14 protein-coding genes and 1 tRNA gene are annotated in these 17,000 nt (G+C 63.5%); 6 read left to right on the top strand and 9 right to left on the bottom strand.

The window, feature by feature from the left end; genetic code table 11:
* Positions 1-287: 287 nt before the first annotated feature.
* Positions 288-938, bottom strand: a complete 651-nt coding sequence (locus tag V6M50_RS17445; RefSeq protein WP_443030537.1) for a LolA family protein — start codon at positions 936-938, stop codon at positions 288-290.
* A 247-nt stretch (positions 939-1,185) separates the two neighbouring features.
* On the bottom strand, positions 1,186-3,498 hold the full coding sequence (locus V6M50_RS17440; protein WP_332819852.1) for an FtsK/SpoIIIE family DNA translocase: 2,313 nt from the start codon (positions 3,496-3,498) through the stop codon (positions 1,186-1,188).
* A gap of 290 nt (positions 3,499-3,788) precedes the next feature.
* On the opposite strand from V6M50_RS17440, the gene V6M50_RS17435 reads away from it, so the two are divergent.
* From V6M50_RS17435 to V6M50_RS17425, 3 genes are all read left to right on the top strand, one after another.
* Positions 3,789-5,030, top strand: coding sequence for an FAD-dependent monooxygenase (locus V6M50_RS17435; protein ID WP_332819851.1), 1,242 nt, complete (start codon positions 3,789-3,791; stop codon positions 5,028-5,030).
* A gap of 96 nt (positions 5,031-5,126) precedes the next feature.
* Positions 5,127-5,522 (top strand): hypothetical protein, encoded by a 396-nt coding sequence (locus V6M50_RS17430; protein WP_332819850.1) that lies wholly within the window; start codon positions 5,127-5,129, stop codon positions 5,520-5,522.
* Positions 5,503-5,826 carry a hypothetical protein gene (locus V6M50_RS17425; protein WP_332819849.1) on the top strand — a complete coding sequence of 108 codons (324 nt, stop codon included), beginning with the start codon at positions 5,503-5,505 and terminating at the stop codon, positions 5,824-5,826. Before V6M50_RS17430 ends, V6M50_RS17425 begins: the two co-directional genes overlap by 20 nt.
* 156 nt (positions 5,827-5,982) lie before the next feature.
* On the opposite strand, the gene V6M50_RS17420 is transcribed toward V6M50_RS17425, so the two are convergent.
* Complete coding sequence (locus tag V6M50_RS17420; protein WP_332819848.1) at positions 5,983-6,633, bottom strand: LON peptidase substrate-binding domain-containing protein; 651 nt, start codon at positions 6,631-6,633, stop codon at positions 5,983-5,985.
* Complete coding sequence (locus V6M50_RS17415; RefSeq protein ID WP_332819847.1) at positions 6,633-7,544, bottom strand: tetratricopeptide repeat protein; 912 nt, start codon at positions 7,542-7,544, stop codon at positions 6,633-6,635. The genes V6M50_RS17420 and V6M50_RS17415 overlap by 1 nt, the downstream gene beginning before the upstream one ends.
* 201 nt (positions 7,545-7,745) lie before the next feature.
* Here V6M50_RS17415 and V6M50_RS17410 point away from each other — a divergent pair.
* Positions 7,746-7,820 (top strand) — tRNA-Gly (locus V6M50_RS17410).
* A 500-nt stretch (positions 7,821-8,320) separates the two neighbouring features.
* On the opposite strand, the gene V6M50_RS17405 is transcribed toward V6M50_RS17410, so the two are convergent.
* Positions 8,321-10,708 (bottom strand): bifunctional diguanylate cyclase/phosphodiesterase, encoded by a 2,388-nt coding sequence (locus tag V6M50_RS17405; RefSeq protein ID WP_332819846.1) that lies wholly within the window; start codon positions 10,706-10,708, stop codon positions 8,321-8,323.
* A 573-nt stretch (positions 10,709-11,281) separates the two neighbouring features.
* Between V6M50_RS17405 and V6M50_RS17400 the strand changes: the two genes are divergently transcribed.
* Together V6M50_RS17400 and V6M50_RS17395 are read left to right on the top strand one after the other, a co-directional pair.
* Complete coding sequence (locus V6M50_RS17400) at positions 11,282-11,506, top strand: hypothetical protein (protein WP_332819845.1); 225 nt, start codon at positions 11,282-11,284, stop codon at positions 11,504-11,506.
* Positions 11,507-11,664: 158 nt separating this feature from the next.
* The gene (locus V6M50_RS17395) at positions 11,665-11,868 is read left to right on the top strand and encodes a hypothetical protein (RefSeq protein WP_332819844.1); all 204 of its coding nucleotides are present in this window, start codon (positions 11,665-11,667) and stop codon (positions 11,866-11,868) included.
* A gap of 29 nt (positions 11,869-11,897) precedes the next feature.
* Here the strand turns inward: V6M50_RS17395 and V6M50_RS17390 are convergent, their stop codons facing one another.
* The 4 genes from V6M50_RS17390 to V6M50_RS17375 all read right to left on the bottom strand — a co-directional run bounded on the left by V6M50_RS17390 (position 11,898) and on the right by V6M50_RS17375 (position 16,991).
* The gene (locus V6M50_RS17390; protein WP_332819843.1) at positions 11,898-12,479 is read right to left on the bottom strand and encodes a MarR family winged helix-turn-helix transcriptional regulator; all 582 of its coding nucleotides are present in this window, start codon (positions 12,477-12,479) and stop codon (positions 11,898-11,900) included.
* Positions 12,480-12,796: 317 nt separating this feature from the next.
* On the bottom strand, positions 12,797-13,798 hold the full coding sequence (locus V6M50_RS17385) for a Csu type fimbrial protein (RefSeq protein WP_332819842.1): 1,002 nt from the start codon (positions 13,796-13,798) through the stop codon (positions 12,797-12,799).
* Positions 13,789-16,131, bottom strand: coding sequence for a fimbria/pilus outer membrane usher protein (locus V6M50_RS17380; protein ID WP_332819841.1), 2,343 nt, complete (start codon positions 16,129-16,131; stop codon positions 13,789-13,791). The genes V6M50_RS17385 and V6M50_RS17380 overlap by 10 nt, the downstream gene beginning before the upstream one ends.
* Before the next feature lie 62 nt (positions 16,132-16,193).
* A complete protein-coding gene (locus V6M50_RS17375) occupies positions 16,194-16,991 on the bottom strand; it encodes a fimbrial biogenesis chaperone (protein WP_332819840.1) in 798 nt (265 codons plus the stop codon).
* Between the last annotated feature and the right edge of the window lie 9 nt (positions 16,992-17,000).

Below are 17,000 nucleotides of genomic sequence, written 5' to 3'. Positions count from 1 at the left end.
GGGGCGGTGGAACGGGGGTTCAAGGTCAGCGTTCGTCACGCTCTTGAATGAAGGTGCCTGGCAGTCCGGGTGGGGCAACAGGGGGAAACCCAAATCCGGGGGCCGTGTTGGCGCCTTCGAGAGTTGAAATAGCGCTCCTTCCCTGTCGCCAAGCTGAACGAAAATGAACGCTCCGGAGCCGTTTTTGCAGTTCGTCGATCCGTCATGTCGGTTGGACGGAAAAGCGGCGCCGAATCCGGTTCGCAGATTCGGCGCCGCTTGATTGGGGGTGCTTGGGATGATCCGCGTCAGCCCGCGCGGCCGCGCTGCCTGGGCCGCGGATCGGTCCAGCGGAAAGCCGAATCGGCGACCGCGACGTTGAATTTCTGGTTGGTCAGGTCGATCCGCGTCCGGTTGTTTTGCGAATCGAGCGCGACCCAGCCGCGCAGGCGCAGGCCGGCAGGCGCCGAGCCGTCACGGACGAACACCATCGTGATTGTGCCATATTCGGGGCGCTTGGGATCCTTGACCTCGACGCTCAGCACGTCGTTGCTGCCGGTCGGCAGGACCCTGGCATATTTGGTGAGGTCGCGGTCGGGGTCGAGCAGCGCGCCGAGCGGCGAATTCTTCACCGGCCAGCGCTGCACCTGCTTGACCTCATAATCGATCATCGTCAACGAACTGCCGTCGCCGACGATCAGCAGCGGGACGCCCTTTTGATACTGGAAACGGATCTTGCCCGGCCGCTTCAAGGTCAGCTGGCCGTTCAGCCGCTGGCCGTTGCGATCGGTCTGGACGAAATTGGCGGTCATCGAACTCGTCGACTTGAGATGCGACTGCACCGACGCCAGCGTGCTCGACGACTGGGCGATGGCGGGCGCGCCGATGGCAAGGCCCGCGGCCGCCACGGGGGCGAGCATCCAGGCGGCGAGGCGGGTGAGGGGGATTTTCAGGGTCATTGGGTTCTCAATTCTGAAACAGGTCGGATTGGTCCTTCGCAGCCGGGCATTGAACCCGCGCTGAACCTGATCTTTGGTTGCTGTTCAAGTCTCGAACCCGACGTCGGGTTCCACTGTCGTTCGTCCTGAGGAGGGGGCTGAGCTCGTCGAAGACCCCGTCTCGAAGGACTTCGGACGCGGCGCAAGATCCTTCGAGACGCCATTTCGACAAGCTCAATGGCTCCTCAGGACAAAGGGATTCTCATGCTCACCGCTGCTGGCCATATTGGTCTGTGAGCACATCGCGGCGGCCGACATGGTTCGGCGGGCTCACCAGCCCTTCCTCCTCCATCCGCTCGATCAGGCGCGCCGCGCTGTTGTAGCCGATGCGGAGTTGCCGCTGGAGCCAGCTTGTCGATGCTTTCTGGCTTTCGACGACGATCTGGCACGCCTTGGCATACATGCGGTCCTCGGCGCTGTCGCCGCCCGCAGGCGCGCCCTCCATCGCAAAGCCGCCGTCCTCGGGATCCTCGGTGACGCTTTCGACATAGTCGGGGCGGCCCTGACCGCGCCAGTGGTCGGCGACCGCGCGCACCTCGTCGTCCGACACGAAGGGGCCGTGGATACGCGTGATCTGCTTGCCGCCGGGGACGTAGAGCATGTCGCCCTTGCCGAGCAGCTGTTCGGCGCCCGCCTCGCCCAAAATCGTGCGGCTGTCGATCTTCGAGGTGACGTTGAAGCTGATGCGCGTCGGCAGGTTCGCCTTGATCACGCCGGTGATGACGTCGACCGACGGGCGCTGCGTCGCGAGGATCAAGTGGATGCCCGCCGCGCGCGCTTTCTGTGCCAGCCGCTGGATCAGGAACTCGACTTCCTTGCCTGCGGTCATCATCAGGTCGGCGAGCTCGTCGACCACCACCACGATCTGCGGCAGCGGGTTATAGTCGAGCGCCTCTTCCTCATAGACCGGCTGGCCGGTGTCGGGGTCGTAACCGGTCTGGACGCGCCGCCCGAGCGACTTGCCCTTGGCGAGCGCGCCGCGGACCTTGTCGTTGTAGCTCGCGAGGTTGCGCACCGACAGCGACGACATCATCCGGTAGCGGTCCTCCATCTGCTCAACCGCCCATTTCAATGCGCGGATCGCCTTCTTGGGCTCGGTCACCACCGGGGCGAGCAGGTGCGGAATGTCATCATAGACGCTGAGTTCCAGCATCTTGGGATCGATCATGATCATCTTCACCTGATCGGGACCAAGCCGATAGAGCAGCGAGAGGATCATCGCGTTGAGGCCGACCGACTTACCCGAACCCGTCGTACCCGCGATCAGCAGGTGCGGCATCGGTGCGAGGTCGGCGATCATCGGGTCGCCGCTGATATTCTTGCCGAGGATGATCGGGAGCGCGCCGGTCTGGTCCTGGAACAGCGCGCTGCCGATAATCTCGTGCAGCACCACCGCCTCGCGATGCGCGTTGGGTAGTTCGATGCCGATGACGGTGCGGCCGGGGATCGGCGCGATGCGCGCCGACAGCGCCGACATGTTGCGTGCGATATCGTCGGCGAGGTTCGACACGCGGCTCGCCTTCGTGCCCGGCGCGGGCTCGAGTTCGTACATCGTGACGACGGGGCCGGGACGGACTGCGGTCACGACGCCCTTGACCTGGAAATCCTCGAGCACCGATTCGAGCAGGCGCGCGTTGCGCTCCAGCCCTGCCTTGTCGATCTGCCCGGTCGGCCCCGGCGGCGGCGGCGCGAGCAGGTCGATCGACGGTAGCTGGTAATTGGTGAACAGCTCGGTCTGCGGCTTGGGCCGGGGTTTCGACGGCGCGGTGCGCTGCGCCGGGTCGGCGATCTCGGGCGGGGCGCGATCGCTTGGCTCGGCGACGGCGCGCGGGCGGACAATGGGCTCCATCGGGTTCGGCATCCTTGCGCCATCGCTCGCCGCGCGGGCGGGCTCGACGATGCGGCTGCTTTCGACGGCGGGCAACCTGAAGCGCGACGCCCAGCCCTTTTCGAGCCGCAGCGCGCGATAGGCGAGCCAAAGGCCGATTCCGATGAGCAGCAGGATCGCCGCGATGCGGATCAGCGCCGCGGCCGGATCGCCGATCCGCGTCAGCGGCGGATCGATCGCGCCGCCGACGATCAGCGCGATGATCCCGCCCCAGCCAGCGGGAAGCTGCGCGTTGCTGTCCTGCATCAAAAGCTGCGCGCCGAGGCCGGCGAGCAGGATGCCGATAAAGGCATAGATCAGCTGGCGCAGCCAATAGGGCTGCGGTTCGCCGGTCCACAACCGCCAGGCAAAGATGCCGAGCAAGGGAAGGAGCAAGATGATCGGCGCGCCGCCGATGAACAGGCCCATATCGGCAAACCGGGCGCCGAGGCCGCCCATCAGGTTGGTTGGGGTGCCCCCGGCGGCGGTGTTGAACGCCGAGTCGGTTGCGTCATAGGTGACGAAAGCCAGGGTCAGGAACAGCGTGAACAGCCCAAGCAGCGCCGCCGCGGCGATCACCAGCGATCGCGCGATGCTTTGGCGGAAAACGGTGCGCCAATCGGCTTTTGCGGATGCGGCCTTGCGGCTTGCCATGCTCTTCTCGGGTCCCTGCCAGTTAACCACGGCGATATGCGCATGGGGCGGAGTCGGCGTCAAGCATGGGGGTTTTAACGGGTTCGCGCAAAGACGCGAAGAACACGAAGAGGTCCGTTTGGGCCGACAGGCCCCTTCTGCATCACCGGAGCGCCCCGGATGCGACGGCCAAAAAGAGAAAAGCTGCTTCGCGGCTGACATGACATGTTCGCGTTCTTCGCGTCTTTGCGCGAACCAAATGAAGCTCCGCCCGCTTTCCATCCGCTCCGTTGCCGTCTAGGGCAAAAGCCATGAGCGAAACGCTGCGCAGCGATGTCCTGATTTCGGGGGGCGGCCTCGTCGGCCAGACCCTCGCCCTCGCCCTCGCCCACCATGGCCTGTCGGTCCAGCTGGTCGATCCCGCCGACCCGGTGGCGACGATCGCGCCGGGCTTCGACGGCCGCGCCTCGGCGATTGCGAGCGCGACGTGGCAGATGTTCGGGGTGCTGGGTCTCGCAGAGCGCCTCGCCGGCCACGGCTGCCCGATCCGCGCGATCAAGGTCGGCGACGGGGTGCCCGGCAGCGGCCGTGCCGGCGAGCTCGACTTTGTCACCGATGACGGTGCGCCGCCGCTCGGCACGATGGTCGAAAATCGCCAGCTTCGCCTCGCGCTCGCCGCCGCGCTGGCCGATGCGCCGCTCGTACGGCTGCTGATGCCGGCGCAGGCCGTGTCGCGTGAGATCGACGCGCATGGCGTCACACTGACCCTCGCCGACGGCACCCGGCTTCAGGCCCCGCTGCTTGTCGTCGCCGAGGGGCGCCGCTCGCCGACCCGCGACGCCGCGGGATTCAGCATCGCGAACTGGTCGTACCATCATCACGCGATGATCGGCGCGGTTGCGCACGAAAAGCCGCACGGCAATGTCGCGCATGAAATCTTCTTCCCGTCGGGGCCTTTTGCCTTGCTGCCGCTCGTCGACGATGCACAGGGGCGGCACCGGTCGGCGTTCGTCTGGACGGTGGCCGAAAAGGACGGCCCGGGCTTTGCCAAGCTCGGCGAGCGGGGGTTCGTCGCCGAACTCGAAAAGCGTGCAGGCGGGCTACTCGGCGCGATGGAGCTCGTTGCCCCGCGGATGACCTATCCGCTCGGTTTCCATCACAGCGCGTCGATCGTTGCGACACGCATCGCGCTCGTCGGCGACGCCGCGCACGGCATTCATCCGATCGCGGGTCAGGGGCTCAATCTTGGCCTGCGCGATGTCGCGGCGCTGACCGAAGTGCTCGTGGGGGGCGCCCGGCTCGGGCTCGACCTCGGCGACGCCGCGCTGCTCGCGCGCTACCAGCGCTGGCGCGGGCTCGACAGCCTGATGGTCAGCCTCGCGACCGACGGCCTGACGCGCCTGTTCGGGATTCCGGGCCGGACCGCCGCGGCGGTGCGCCGCACCGGGCTGGGCGCTGTCCAGCGGCTGCCGCTGCTCAAGCGCTTTTTCATGGACGAGGCGCGCGGCGAAGCGGGCGACCTGCCGCGCCTGCTCGCGGGGACGGAAATCTAGGTATTTCTACTTAGGCGCGCGGCAGCTGGCCGCTCATCATGACCTCCTATCCCCGTCGCTGCGGCAACCACGCCGCGGCACGATGAGGACAGGACCATGTCGGCAAAAAGCGACGCCCTCGAACAGGCGGTGACAGACTATATCCAGGCGCGGACCGCGTTCGATGCGGCGCCCGGCGCGCGCGGACGGGCGCTGGTCGATCGGAAATTTGCCCGGCTCGCCGCGCTCGCCGCACCGCGCATCCGCTATTTCACCCGCACCTATGGTCTGGCCGATGTGAGCGACGACGCTGCGCAGGTCTGCGCGATCGCGCTCCACCGCGCCGCTGACCGCTATGATCCGGCGCGCGCGCTTCACCACCCATGTCAATTGGCAGCTGCGCGCCGAGCTGCAGGCGCTGCGTCACCGCCTCCATGGCGACTAGCGCTGCGCCGGGCGCCGCCATGTCACCGCAACGCTGTCGCTCGATGCGTTGGCGGACGAGGGCGCTGACGACTGGTTAATCGACCCCGCAGCCGAAACGGCGACCGAGCAGGGGGCGGCCGACGATCTCGCGATGCTGGTTGCCGACCGGCTGGTAGGCGAGTGGGCGGCGCGGCGCCGCGCCGGGTTGCTGCGCGCGACGCGCGGCGATGGCGATCGCGTCGACGCGCGCGTTGCCGGCGAACGCGCGCTGGTCCGGCATCAGCTGATGGTGACCGGGGCCGCCGAGCGGCTGCGCGAGAGCGACCGCCATGTGGTACGCCGCGCGCTTGCCGACATCGTCCGTCACGCGGCGCTGCGAAAGTCGCATTAGAGGACATTATGAACAAAAAGGCGGTGTGCTCCCGCGACGGCGGGAGCCCATCTCCTGATCGTGCCATTTGGAGCGGGCAGGAGATGGATCCCCGCCTTCGCGGGGATCCAGAGGAGGAAGCAGCAAGGCTGGCGCTTCAGCGCCTAGGCTCAACGCCTATTGCAGCGTGGCGCGGCCGTCGTCGCCGTCGAAGCGGCCGAAAAATTGCATCAGCTGGACGACCAGCTCGGCGCGCGCGTCGATCGGCGTGGTTTCGAGCAGCGCCTGTTTCGCGGCGGCGTCGAACGGCGCGACCTGCGCGATGCCGTTCACCAGCGTCGCATCGTCGAGCTGGCCGACCGAATCCCAGTCGACGACATAGCCCTGCCGCGCCGCAAAGCGCTTGGCCTCGCGTTCGAGGCTCGCGCGTTCGATACTCGACAGCACCGCTTCGTCTTCGGCTTCGAGTTCGATCTCGGCCTCGACCTGGCGGAACGGCGTCGTGACGTCGAGCTCGCGGCGGATGCGAAAGCGCGCCACGCCTTCGAGAACGAGATTGAAGCGGCCTTCGTCGAGCGCCTCGACATCGATGATGCGGCCGACGCAGCCGACGTCGTACAGTGCGGGGGGCTCGCGATTCTCTTCGCCGAGAAGCTGGCGCGGCTGGATCATGCCGATCTGCCGGTCCCGCGCGAGCACCTCCTGCACCATCGCCGAATAGCGCGGTTCGAAGATGTGGAGCGGCAGGTGCAGCCCGGGAAACAGCACCGCACCGGGCAACGGAAAGATCGCGATCCGCTGGATGGTCAGAGGCGCGTCGGCGTTCATCAGCCGAACAGGATGAGCGACAGGCGGCGGCGCTGCGCCGCGACCCATGGGTCTTCGAGGCCGACGGCTTCGAACAGCGACAGCAATTTGGCGCGCGCGGCGTCCTCCTGCCATTCGCGGTCGGCGGCGACGATGTGGAGCAAATTGTCGGCGGCGGCATCGCGCTGCCCGGCGCCGATCTGCGCGCTCGCGAGATCGAATCGCGCCTGATGATCGTCGGGTTTCGCCGCGACCGCGGCTTCGAAGGCAGCGAGTTCGCCGGCATCGGGGGCGTCGGCGGCGAGCGCGAGCGCGCTTTTCGCCTGCGCGATGGCCGGGTCTTCGGCGATTTCGGCGGACACCGTATCGAGCGCGGCCTGCGCGCCTTCCATATCGCCGGTCAGCACGAGCGCGCGGATCAGCCCGCCATGCGCCGCGGCGTTGCCCGGCGCCATCTCGAGGATTTGCGCGAAGATGCTCGCGGCGCGCGCGCCGTCGCCTTCGGCCAGCACTGTGTCGCCCATTTCGATCAGCGGCGCGATCTCGACTGCGCGGGCACTCGCTTCGCTCTCGATCGGAAGCTGCGCGAGCAGCTGGTCAAGCATTGCCTTCAATTGGCTTTCGGTGCGCGCGTTGGTCAGATTGGCGACCGGCTGGCCCTGGAAGATCGCATAGACGGTCGGGATCGACTGGACCTGAAACTGCGCAGCGATAAAGCGATTCGCATCGACATCGACCTTTGCCAGCACGACACCCTTGTCGGCGTAATCCGCGGCGACCTTTTCGAGCACCGGGCCGAGCTGTTTGCACGGCCCGCACCATTCGGCCCAGAAATCGAGAATCACGAGGCTGGTCATCGACGGTTCGACGACGTCGCGGCGGAAGGCTTCGACGGCTTCCTTTTCGGTAGGGTTCAGACCCAATGTGGCCACGCGGCTATGCTCCTGTTCTTTGCTTGCGCGATTCCGCGCCAGCGGAAAAGCCTCTCATCCACTTATGTGGGAATTGCGCCGAATATGCCAACCCTTCGCCCTCTCGAAAGCATGAAAAGCATGAAGGGGGTTGCCGACTCCAAAAGCCGATGCTAAGCGCCCGCCTCACCCGCTGGAACCGACCGGTTTCCAGCCGCCAGAGCGGGCGTAGCTCAGGGGTAGAGCACAACCTTGCCAAGGTTGGGGTCGAGGGTTCGAATCCCTTCGCCCGCTCCAGCGCGCCTCTGCGATACAGAGGTCGAACCTACGCTACTGAGCTACGAAGCCGAGCGTTGTTTCTCGATTGTCTCCAGAAATCCGCAATATTTGTCTCCAGATTCCGATGTGAGCTGAAGGTTCGGGTCGAAGGTCCGAATCCAGCAAGCATTTGGCGAATCCGGCTTTGCTGGAAGCCTTTGTCTCTGTAGTTATGTGGCCGGAGCTTCCTGGCCTTCCGGGGCCAGCGGGTCATCCCTGCGGGTATACTGGTACGACCGCTTTGCGCCCGATCTCGGTCGTTCTGGCCGTAGTCGCGCATGTCCGAAAGCGGCCCTAGGATTGGCACATAGACAGTGATCGCTCAGGGCCGCATTGCAGACCATTCTGGATTCGGCGGCCAACCCGGAAAGCGGTTGCTTCCGCAACTCGTAATGCTGCGGCGTGCTGATCGAAGTGTGGAGCACGGCCCATATTGAATTCCGGTTCAATTTTTGGAGTGATTTGGGTATGGCAAGATGTCAACCGGGCCTTTCGAAACGCTTTGCAGCTCGCAGCGGTGCTGGTCTTTTCAGCGAAGCAACTTTCTCGACTAACCGCAGCTTTGGTCCGCCCCTGACCGCCTCGGCGGGGGCGCCAAACAGGAAACCCTGAGCTTGCGGGCATCCCTCTTCGAGAACCATCTGGCGTTGCGCTTCGGTTTCGACGCCTTCGGCCACAACCGGAAGGTCAAGGCTACGCCCGAGGCCGACGATTGCCCGGATGATCGAGCGGGCCGATTCATCATCGGTGACATGGCTGACGAAGCTGCGGTCAATCTTGATCTTGTCGAAGGGGAAAGCTTGAAGGTTGCTGAGCGACGAATAGCCGGTCCCGAAATCGTCCATCACGATCCGCACCCCGAGCGCCTTTAAACGGTGAAGCGTGTCGAGAGCCGCCACGCGGTCGCGAAGCATCACACTTTCGGTCACTTCGAGTTCAAGCCGGTCGGCTGAAAGTCCGCTTTCAGAGAGCACTGCCGCGACAATCGAGGGGAGATTCGGTACCTGGAACTGGACCGCCGACACATTGACAGCGATGCTCACATGGTGCGGCCAGTGCATCGCTGCGGCACAGGCTTCGCGCAGTACCCACTCACCGATCGGGATGATGGCGCCGACATCTTCGGCGATCGGTACGAATACTTCAGGCTGTATCGCTCCGCGTGTCGGATGTGCCCAACGCAGGAGGGCTTCATAGCCGACGATCGCGCCGCCCGCCGTTGCGACAAGCGGCTGGAACAGCAGGCTGAGTTGCCGGCGTGTAATCGCATGCCTCAGATCATGCTCAAGCTCGCGACGTTCGCGAACCAGGCGATCCATTTCGAGATCGAAGAAGCAGGCCATGCCGCGGCCTCTTTCCTTGGCTCGGTAGAGCGCAACGTCGGCGTTGTTGCGTAGCTTGTCGGCGTCCTCTGCATCGCCGGGGAACAGCGCAACGCCGATACTGACCCCGACTGCCATCGGATCGCGCGTGATATCCATTTCATGCGCGAAAGCATCGAGGATGCTCTGCGCTAGCTGCCGTGCATCGCTGACATCCTCGATCCCGCGTTGGATAATGAGAAACTCGTCGCCACCGATACGTGCCACAATATCGTGGTCTTTGGTGACGTCGCGCAGCAGCGCCGCCACGCGGCAGAGAATGGCGTCGCCCGCCGCGTGGCCAAAGAGATCGTTCACGGCCTTGAAGCGGTCGAGATCAATTGCGAACAGGGCGAAATGCTCGCCCGTGCGCGAGATGCCCTCGAGCGCGTTGGAAAAGCGTGCCCGATTGGGCAGGCCGGTGAGTGCGTCGTGCGCGGCCAGATGTTCGATCTGGAGTTCGGCGCGCTTGCGTGCGGTAAGATCGCGCACCGCCAGCACCTGGCAACGGCGGCCACGATATTCTATGCGGTGAGCACTAATCTCGACAAGCAGTTCCTCGCCATCGGCGCGCTGGAAGACCGCCTCAGCGGGACGCTCACGCTCGGCTTCAAGGTTGAGGCCGTCGATCGGTTTGAACCAGCACGTGACGTCGGTCCCGATCAGGTCGGAAACGTCGATGCCGAGCAAGGCTGCGAGTTGGGCATTGGCCTCGACAATGCGGCTATTGCTTGAAATGGCGAGACCCTCCAGGGTCGCATCGGCGAGCCCGCGTAGGTCGGTAAGAAGACGATCGAGAAAGGCGCCGACAAGCGTGAGTATCATCAGTCCCAACGCGGCCGCTACGATCGCTATGACGAGCCAACCGTGCCCCTGGGTGGCAGCGGGTGACATATGCGTCGGGTCCGGGGCGAGTACCGTTGCCGACATCGCAGTAAAGTGCAGGGTGACGACGCCGACAACCGCAAAGGCGGCCGCCAGCACGATCCGGAGGGCGCCTGTCAGCCTCCCGAAAAGTGTGAAGGCCAGCGTGAAGCAAATCGCGACGATTGCATAGGCGTAGGCGATTGTCTCCCAGTCGTAGCGGATAACGGCCGGCGCCCTGATTGCAGCCATGCCGGTGAAATGCATGGCGCCGACGCCGATTGCAGCGATCGCGCCTGCACTCAGGCTCTGGCGAATGCCGAATTCACGGCCAGCGGCAAGGAAGGCCAGCCAGAAGCAGAGGATCGCGAACACCGCTGAAACAGCAGTCAGTCCGGGGTCGAAGCTCATCGGCATCGTCCCCTGATAGGCGAGCATCGCAATGAAATGCGTCGCCCAAACGCCAATCCCCGCAGCTAACGCCGCGACCGCAAGCCACTGCCGCCGCCGTTCCTCGACGCAATCGACCGATCGCTGAAGCAGAAGGAACAGTGCGGCGCTTCCCAAAATCCAGACGAGCGCTGCTAGCAGGACGAGCCACAAGTCGTGCTGCAGCATGATACATTCGATGACCCTGAACATGTTGCACCCCCGTTGTCTCGCCGAATATCGCGGAGGCTAGGTAAAGGTTGGATGAGTGGGTTTGAGAGATTGCACCATTTTGGAGGGACCGCTTCCGCCAGTCCTGAGCGCTGACGACTCAAAAAGTTGAATCCTGGCAGCTCGCAAAATGAATGTCCGTAAACAGAAATCTTTGACGATACATCATCTTTATACTGCACAAATAATGATTTAACTTGGGCAAGCCTTTGCTCAGCGTGAACATTTTTTGGAGCCGTTACGAAGCACTGTTGACTTACGACTCAGAACGTAGGCCAGCGAAGGTAAGTATGCATTTCAAAGAGCTCGCTCAATCCTCTAAAAACACTGCCAATACCCAGCTTGTTGTAATTTCGTGAGCTTATGCTATGCTTTTTATGGTAAAGTAAGTTGCACTTACATATTAGAGGATAATGACCCAAGCGCGAACACAGGAGGCACAGCACGCTGTTTTGCCCGCTAGCCACGCAGCGAGCAAATGCCTTGGTTTGTCCAGTGCAATCACCGCGGTTCCAGTGCGATCGGATTGCAGAGTTGCGATCTGGATGCAGTTGCATGGATAGGGATTTTCATTCGATATCGTTGAGCGGCGCTGGCCAAAAATGCGAGGCTGTATTTCAGGCTATTTCAGACGGTCACCGTGAAATCGCCGCGATCGCCGAAGCGACCCGCCTTCCTCAATCCACCGTCGTCCGGGTCGCGGCGCTATTACGCCACCTTGGACGTATTCGCGTCAGAATCCGGGGGGTGTTTGAATTGGAGGCGATTGCGCCCGAATAACGGCACATTTCTGCTTCCGATCCGCTGTCAGCGCGCCTGAAACACAGCTGATCGATTCCATATTTTCCTTATTTTCCTTGACGGCCAGTTTTGCTATCGAGCCTCATCTCCCCAGTCCGCAGCTTTCTCGGGCGAGAGATCGAAAAGGTGCGGGTCGTATGGACAAACATCTTGAAAGGATGCGCGCGCTGCGCGCCGTGCGGGCTGCGCTTTATGAGCAGCTTGCGATCCTCGATCAGCTTGGCGAAATGCTCGCTGCCATCGAGTTGAATTCCACCATCGAACTTCTCAATGCCCAGCTTGGCGAACAAACGAGCGATGAGGAGATACGGCGCCTCCAGCGAAATTATCTTTCGGATTGACACCGCTGTCGTTATTTTGGCGACGTAGCTCAGGCGCCGATTCTGTCGAAATAGACGTCGAGCTTGACCCGGATTTCGTCGCTGAGATCGATGTAGACGCGCCGACCGTCGTGATCGTCGCGCGTGCGAACGAACCAGCCGCAAACAGTGAGCGTCTTGATCCAACGTAGCGCCGTCGTCGATGGGACGGCGGCGGCTATGCAGAGGCTCGAAACCGACACCTGCTGCCCTTCATAGTGCGCCGCATAAAGATCGAGCATCATGTCCCACACCGGATCGGCAAAAAATTCGAGAGGAAAGAAGTCGCCGCGCATTCTGCGTTGCCGGATATATTCACGAACGTATCGCGCCTGGTCATCGGTGGTCAGGACCCTTTGATTTTCGGTACCCGATTTCTCGATGAAAGTCGGAACGCCGGTCGGGAGCGCGGAATAGCCGATAAGGCCTGTGGTGTCGTCCGTGCGGAAACTTTGCAGCACAGGACCAAGTGCGCCGAGCGCGCGTCGCAGAAACGCAACTTGGCGTTCGAGTTCATCGATACGTGCTGGACCCGTGCCTACAGCACGACAGTTGACTGCTGCATCCGAATTTGCTTCCGTCGGTTGAACCATAGATTCCCCCTTCCCCTGAAGCTAACGGCCGTTTGCTGTCGCGGTTAACCCAGACCGGAAGAAGTTGCGTCCAAAATGGACCAAAATTTGTCTGCGGCCAAGCGCCCGCGCGGCGTTTCCTTCTACGCCATACTAGCAGTATTGATGAATAAAGTCGTTAAAAAGCGTTTCATGAACGGCAAATGTCGTTGTCAGTTTGGCTCCATCTGGTGCCGCGACCTACATCGATTCCCGTTAGGCCGAATCCTTTTTCAAGCCGCCGCGCGTTCCGTTCGCGATCGCCGGCTCGAGCGATATCCCTTTCGAGCAAGGTGCGATCAGAAGTCGACATCGATGCGGATCGTATCGCTGTAGCTGCCGGGCGGCGGGTTGGGCTGCCCCAGCGCAATTTCCGCGCGGTAAGTGAATCCTTGCGTCGTCACTGAATCGTAGATGCCGGCATTGCTGTCGGCTCCCGCGCTGTCCCGCCGCGCGCTTCCGACAGCGCCCCAGCGATCGGGCGAGGTTGTGGACTGATAGATTTCATAGGCAAGATGGTCGCCGCCGTTTGCCATGCGCCGCGTACCGCCATTCGGATGATCGCCGTCGTCGAGCCCCACTGTGTAGGCGGAGCCCGCGCTGCAGCGGATCAAGATGGTGCGGGTGACCGGATTGAAGCTACCGGCGAGCGGTGCCGATCCGAAATCGAGGTCGGGTGCGGTGATGATGCAGTCATTCTCGACGACGAGCTCTACATCGACGCGCACTGCGGTTCCCGTTCCCCAGTCGATGGGGGTGATCAGGGGTACGGGGCGCACGAAGCCTGGACTGGACGAAAAGCTGAGGCATAGGGCGACGCCCAGTGAGCATACTGAATAATACCATCTAAGATCGAGATGACCATTGTATGTGCCAGCGCGAAGTCCCGGCGTCGGCGAGGTCCGGACATAGATAGGAATGCTGTTGCTCGCCCCCGAGAAAAGGCTGATCAGGCTCAGCGAGGACAGATTCTGGAAATTGCCGACCGTCAGCGGCGTCCCGTTCGGTGTGAGCGAAGCGATATAGCCGATCTGGCTTCCTCCGGGCCCCGTGAGCGTGAAGGTCGAGGCATCGACGCTTAGGCCTACATAATGGGTTGTGAGCGCGGCCAGCAATATGTCGCACTGCAGGCCCGCCGACCCGCTGCTCTGCTGGACATCGGTCGCGACTGTATAGCTGCTGTGGTTACCGAGACTGGTGCTCGTCGTTGATGTCGTACAGGCGAAGGCCTGCTCCGGCACCGCCAAGGCGAGCGCGGCGCCGGCGAATGCGACGAGCGGCCAAGGCTTTCCTAGCGGCATATCATGTCTCCCAAGTCGGCGATGTTCGCAGTTTCGCTCGCGGCGTATTCCGGAAGGCGGGATGGCGCGGTGCGGCAGCTGGTTCCGTCCGGTAGCACCGCGGCGATCGCGTCCGCACCGGCATTTTCGATTATGCCGAGATTCTCGATGAAGAGCAGGCCGTCCCAGCCCACGATCGCCTCGGTCCCGCCGACGCGCGCGCGTGTCCCCGCCGCAATGACGACGCCATTCCCGTCCTTCAGAACTGCGCGGGCGGACTGTATTCGTTCAACGGGAAAGCGCACGACATGGCCGCTACCGGCGGCGACCGCCGCGCGCTGCTCGACGACCGGCACGTGCACATCAGCGGCGAGCGACAGGGGGTCGATCGTATATTTAGCGGCATAATAGGCATTCGCCCAAGGGATCAGAAGCTGACCATTGCCATTGGTCGTGCCGACGAGTTGGTTCTCATAGCGAACAGGTATGCCAGGCTCGCCGTTCGTGTTCACCACCACAAAGGCGTCGGCGACCCGGTTGGCGGCAAACAGCGAGTTGTCCATGAAGATGAGCGATCCGCTCGCCCCGAACCAGCCCGTGACATCATCCGAGCCATAGGCGCCCGCGCTGAGCTGCACTGGGTCGGTCCGCCATGTCATGTCGCCGCGCAGGAAAAGATCGTTGCCTGCGCCGCCCGCCGCACTTGCACTCCAGCCAAGGCCGCCGGCGACGGGTACCGCGCGACTGTAGTCGGCACGCCAGCCGGGCGGTGTTCCCGGCCCATCGGTCAGGCTCATTGCCATCGTGCCAGCGCGGCCGCCGAGCGGCATGGTCAGCGTGAACGCACCCGACCATTCGCGCTGTTCGAATTCGCGGCTCGCGGTGGCATGAATTCGGCTGCCCTCCCAGAGCGGCATCGACCAGCTCGCGTTCGCAAGCCGTGCCTCGGTGCCGAGCTGCCTACTGATGTCGAAATAGCCCAGGCCGAGGGTGCCGGCGCGACCGAGCGAGAGACTGAGCGTCGCTGCGGTGATGCGCTCCCAACCGCGGCTGCGGCGATCGAGCAGCCCGAGATCTGTGTAGTCGGCGTCGCGCCGATTGTGGCGGAGCCCGATAGAAAAACCGCGAGCCTGATAATCATATCCAAGCACGAGTTCGCCGCCGCTGGCGCCGTCGTTCCGGAAACTGCGGCTGTACGCGGCGCTCAACGTGCCAACATTGCCCAGGCGGACTACGCCGCCGCCGCCGGCAAGCTGCATGTCGTCGGCGATCTCGGCCCGTACCTCGAGTGTCACCGTGTCGGTGACGCCATGGCGCGCCGACGCACTTGCGGCGACGTCGCCATAATCGAAATTCCGGGTCCCGTAATTCTCGCGGAACGCCCCGAAGGCGACCGCGAAGTCGGTAAGGCCTGGGCGCAGCAGCGCGCTCGACACATAGAAGGGAAGGCTCGTCGCGACGCTGCGGCCCTGCATGTCGGTGACGATGAGATTGGCCTCGCCATAGCCATTGATCGGTGGCAGCGTTTCCAACGCGAAGGGGCCGGGATTGACCGCGCCGCCCGCGATGCGCTGACCGTTCAGGAGCAGTTCGACCGTCGAGGGAAGGGCGGCGCTGCCTTTGAACTGCGGCACTGGATAGGTAACGACATCAGGCCGCACCGAAAAGTCGCGCGAAACCTGAATCCCGCCAAGCCGAACCGCCGGGCCCCAAGGCAGCGTGCGGGTGACGAAATCGCCGACCTCGATCGTCGTCGCCGTCGCCTCGTCCGACCGGCGGAAATAGCTATCGTAGCGAATATATCCCTTGCGGGATCCCGTGCGCAGCGCGCCGCTCGTCGACACGATCCCCGCGCCGCTGAAAAAGCGTGCTTCGTGATAGATGGAGCCTTGTACCGGTTTCCCGTCGCCCCCGCTCACATAAACGTCATAGTTTAGGAGTGCTCCCATATCGTAATTTGCGGGCATGAATTTGCGCGTCTTCGTGCCGAGCTTCTGTTTCGGAAGGAATTCAGGCGATACCGTAAGATAAAGGCATTGGCGCGGCGCGTCATAGTCGGCGCTGATCCCCTCGAGACTGTCGAGGAAGGTCGTTTCGCTCGCGCTGGCGACGGGCGGGAGCTGCAAGCCGGCATCTCGGAGGTCAGCAAGGCGAAGCTCGAAGCGTCCCGCGTGCGCCAGTACCGAGACGATCCGGCCCGAGGCGAGTCCGTTGATGACCAGCTCAAGCTCGAGCCGCTGCGATACTCGACTGGCGTCGCGGGCATCGAGGTGTTTCGGCGGTGGCGGCAGCTCGCCATAAGAGGTCGCTCCCGTTGTGGCCGCTTCGAGCGACAAGGGCAGGCAAAGCGCCACCGCGCAAATGAAGCCTGCGCCCCGGGCAGTTGGATATGAGGGAGCGGCGGACATCGTAGGGCTCAGCCCGGCATGCGCTCGAGGCGGGCGCGGACAGCACCATTGACGGCGGCGACAAGCTCGGCCCCCACCGTCGTGCCTGCCGGGAGCGGCCAGCGCATCGTGGCGCCGGGAAGCACATAGCCGAACAAGCCTTTCGCCAAGGCGCCGTTGTCGTTTGCCGGCGCGGCCTCTTGGGCGAAAGCAACGTCGGTCAGACGGGCGTGCAAATTGCCCATGTTGCGAATCTCGAGATATCGTTCCCCGGCGCCGCTAATCACCCGCCACGCCAGCCTGGGGGCGTGGGTAACGGTTCTGGGTTCGGCCGCGCCTTTGCGTGACAGTCCATCGCCATAGGCGAACAGCGGCAGAGAATAGCGCATCCGGAAACTGACCGCCGCGCTGCTTGCCGCCACACGGGATGGTGTCGGTATCTCGTCGACGACGACCCGAAAGGCTTGCTCGGCTTTCGTCGGCGTCGGGGTCGTACGTGTCAGGCGAATGAGTTGTTTCGCCCCCGGAGCAACGGTGACGATGGGCGGCGTGCCCAATATTGTTTCCTGCGGTGCATAAGCGTTTTTGCCGCCGTCCTGCGCCCAGGCGTAAATGCGGACCTGCAACGTGATCGGGGCCTTGCCCGGGTTTTCAAGCCACAATGCTGTCGCGCGCGCACCGGACTCAATGACGGGATCGACTGGCCAGATGAGGAGAGAGCCGGCTTGTGCCGCCGCGGGGCGTGGCGAGGCGAAGAGCAGGGCGATGGCAATGAGCAGCAAGAGGAGCGAAAGCGGACCCTGCTTGGTCGTTTTTGCCTGTTTCATCGGTTCATC

This window comes from Sphingopyxis sp., assembly GCF_036675685.1.
Taxonomy (GTDB): Bacteria; Pseudomonadota; Alphaproteobacteria; order Sphingomonadales; family Sphingomonadaceae; genus Sphingopyxis.
Note: the sequence above shows the minus strand (reverse complement) of the source record. Positions and strands in the feature narration are given on the sequence as shown.

Excerpts from the sequence above, each read along its gene's own strand:
- V6M50_RS17400 (WP_332819845.1), top strand. The coding sequence starts at position 11,282 with ATGGATAGGGATTTTCATTCGATATCGTTGAGCGGCGCTGGCCAAAAA.
- V6M50_RS17445 (WP_443030537.1), bottom strand. The coding sequence starts at position 938 with ATGACCCTGAAAATCCCCCTCACCCGCCTCGCCGCCTGGATGCTCGCC.
- V6M50_RS17395 (WP_332819844.1), top strand. The coding sequence starts at position 11,665 with ATGGACAAACATCTTGAAAGGATGCGCGCGCTGCGCGCCGTGCGGGCT.
- V6M50_RS17420 (WP_332819848.1), bottom strand. The coding sequence starts at position 6,633 with ATGAACGCCGACGCGCCTCTGACCATCCAGCGGATCGCGATCTTTCCG.
- V6M50_RS17375 (WP_332819840.1), bottom strand. The coding sequence starts at position 16,991 with ATGAAACAGGCAAAAACGACCAAGCAGGGTCCGCTTTCGCTCCTCTTG.
- V6M50_RS17440 (WP_332819852.1), bottom strand. The coding sequence starts at position 3,498 with ATGGCAAGCCGCAAGGCCGCATCCGCAAAAGCCGATTGGCGCACCGTT.
- V6M50_RS17405 (WP_332819846.1), bottom strand. The coding sequence starts at position 10,708 with ATGTTCAGGGTCATCGAATGTATCATGCTGCAGCACGACTTGTGGCTC.
- V6M50_RS17390 (WP_332819843.1), bottom strand. The coding sequence starts at position 12,479 with ATGGTTCAACCGACGGAAGCAAATTCGGATGCAGCAGTCAACTGTCGT.
- V6M50_RS17430 (WP_332819850.1), top strand. The coding sequence starts at position 5,127 with ATGTCGGCAAAAAGCGACGCCCTCGAACAGGCGGTGACAGACTATATC.
- V6M50_RS17435 (WP_332819851.1), top strand. The coding sequence starts at position 3,789 with ATGAGCGAAACGCTGCGCAGCGATGTCCTGATTTCGGGGGGCGGCCTC.
- V6M50_RS17385 (WP_332819842.1), bottom strand. The coding sequence starts at position 13,798 with ATGCCGCTAGGAAAGCCTTGGCCGCTCGTCGCATTCGCCGGCGCCGCG.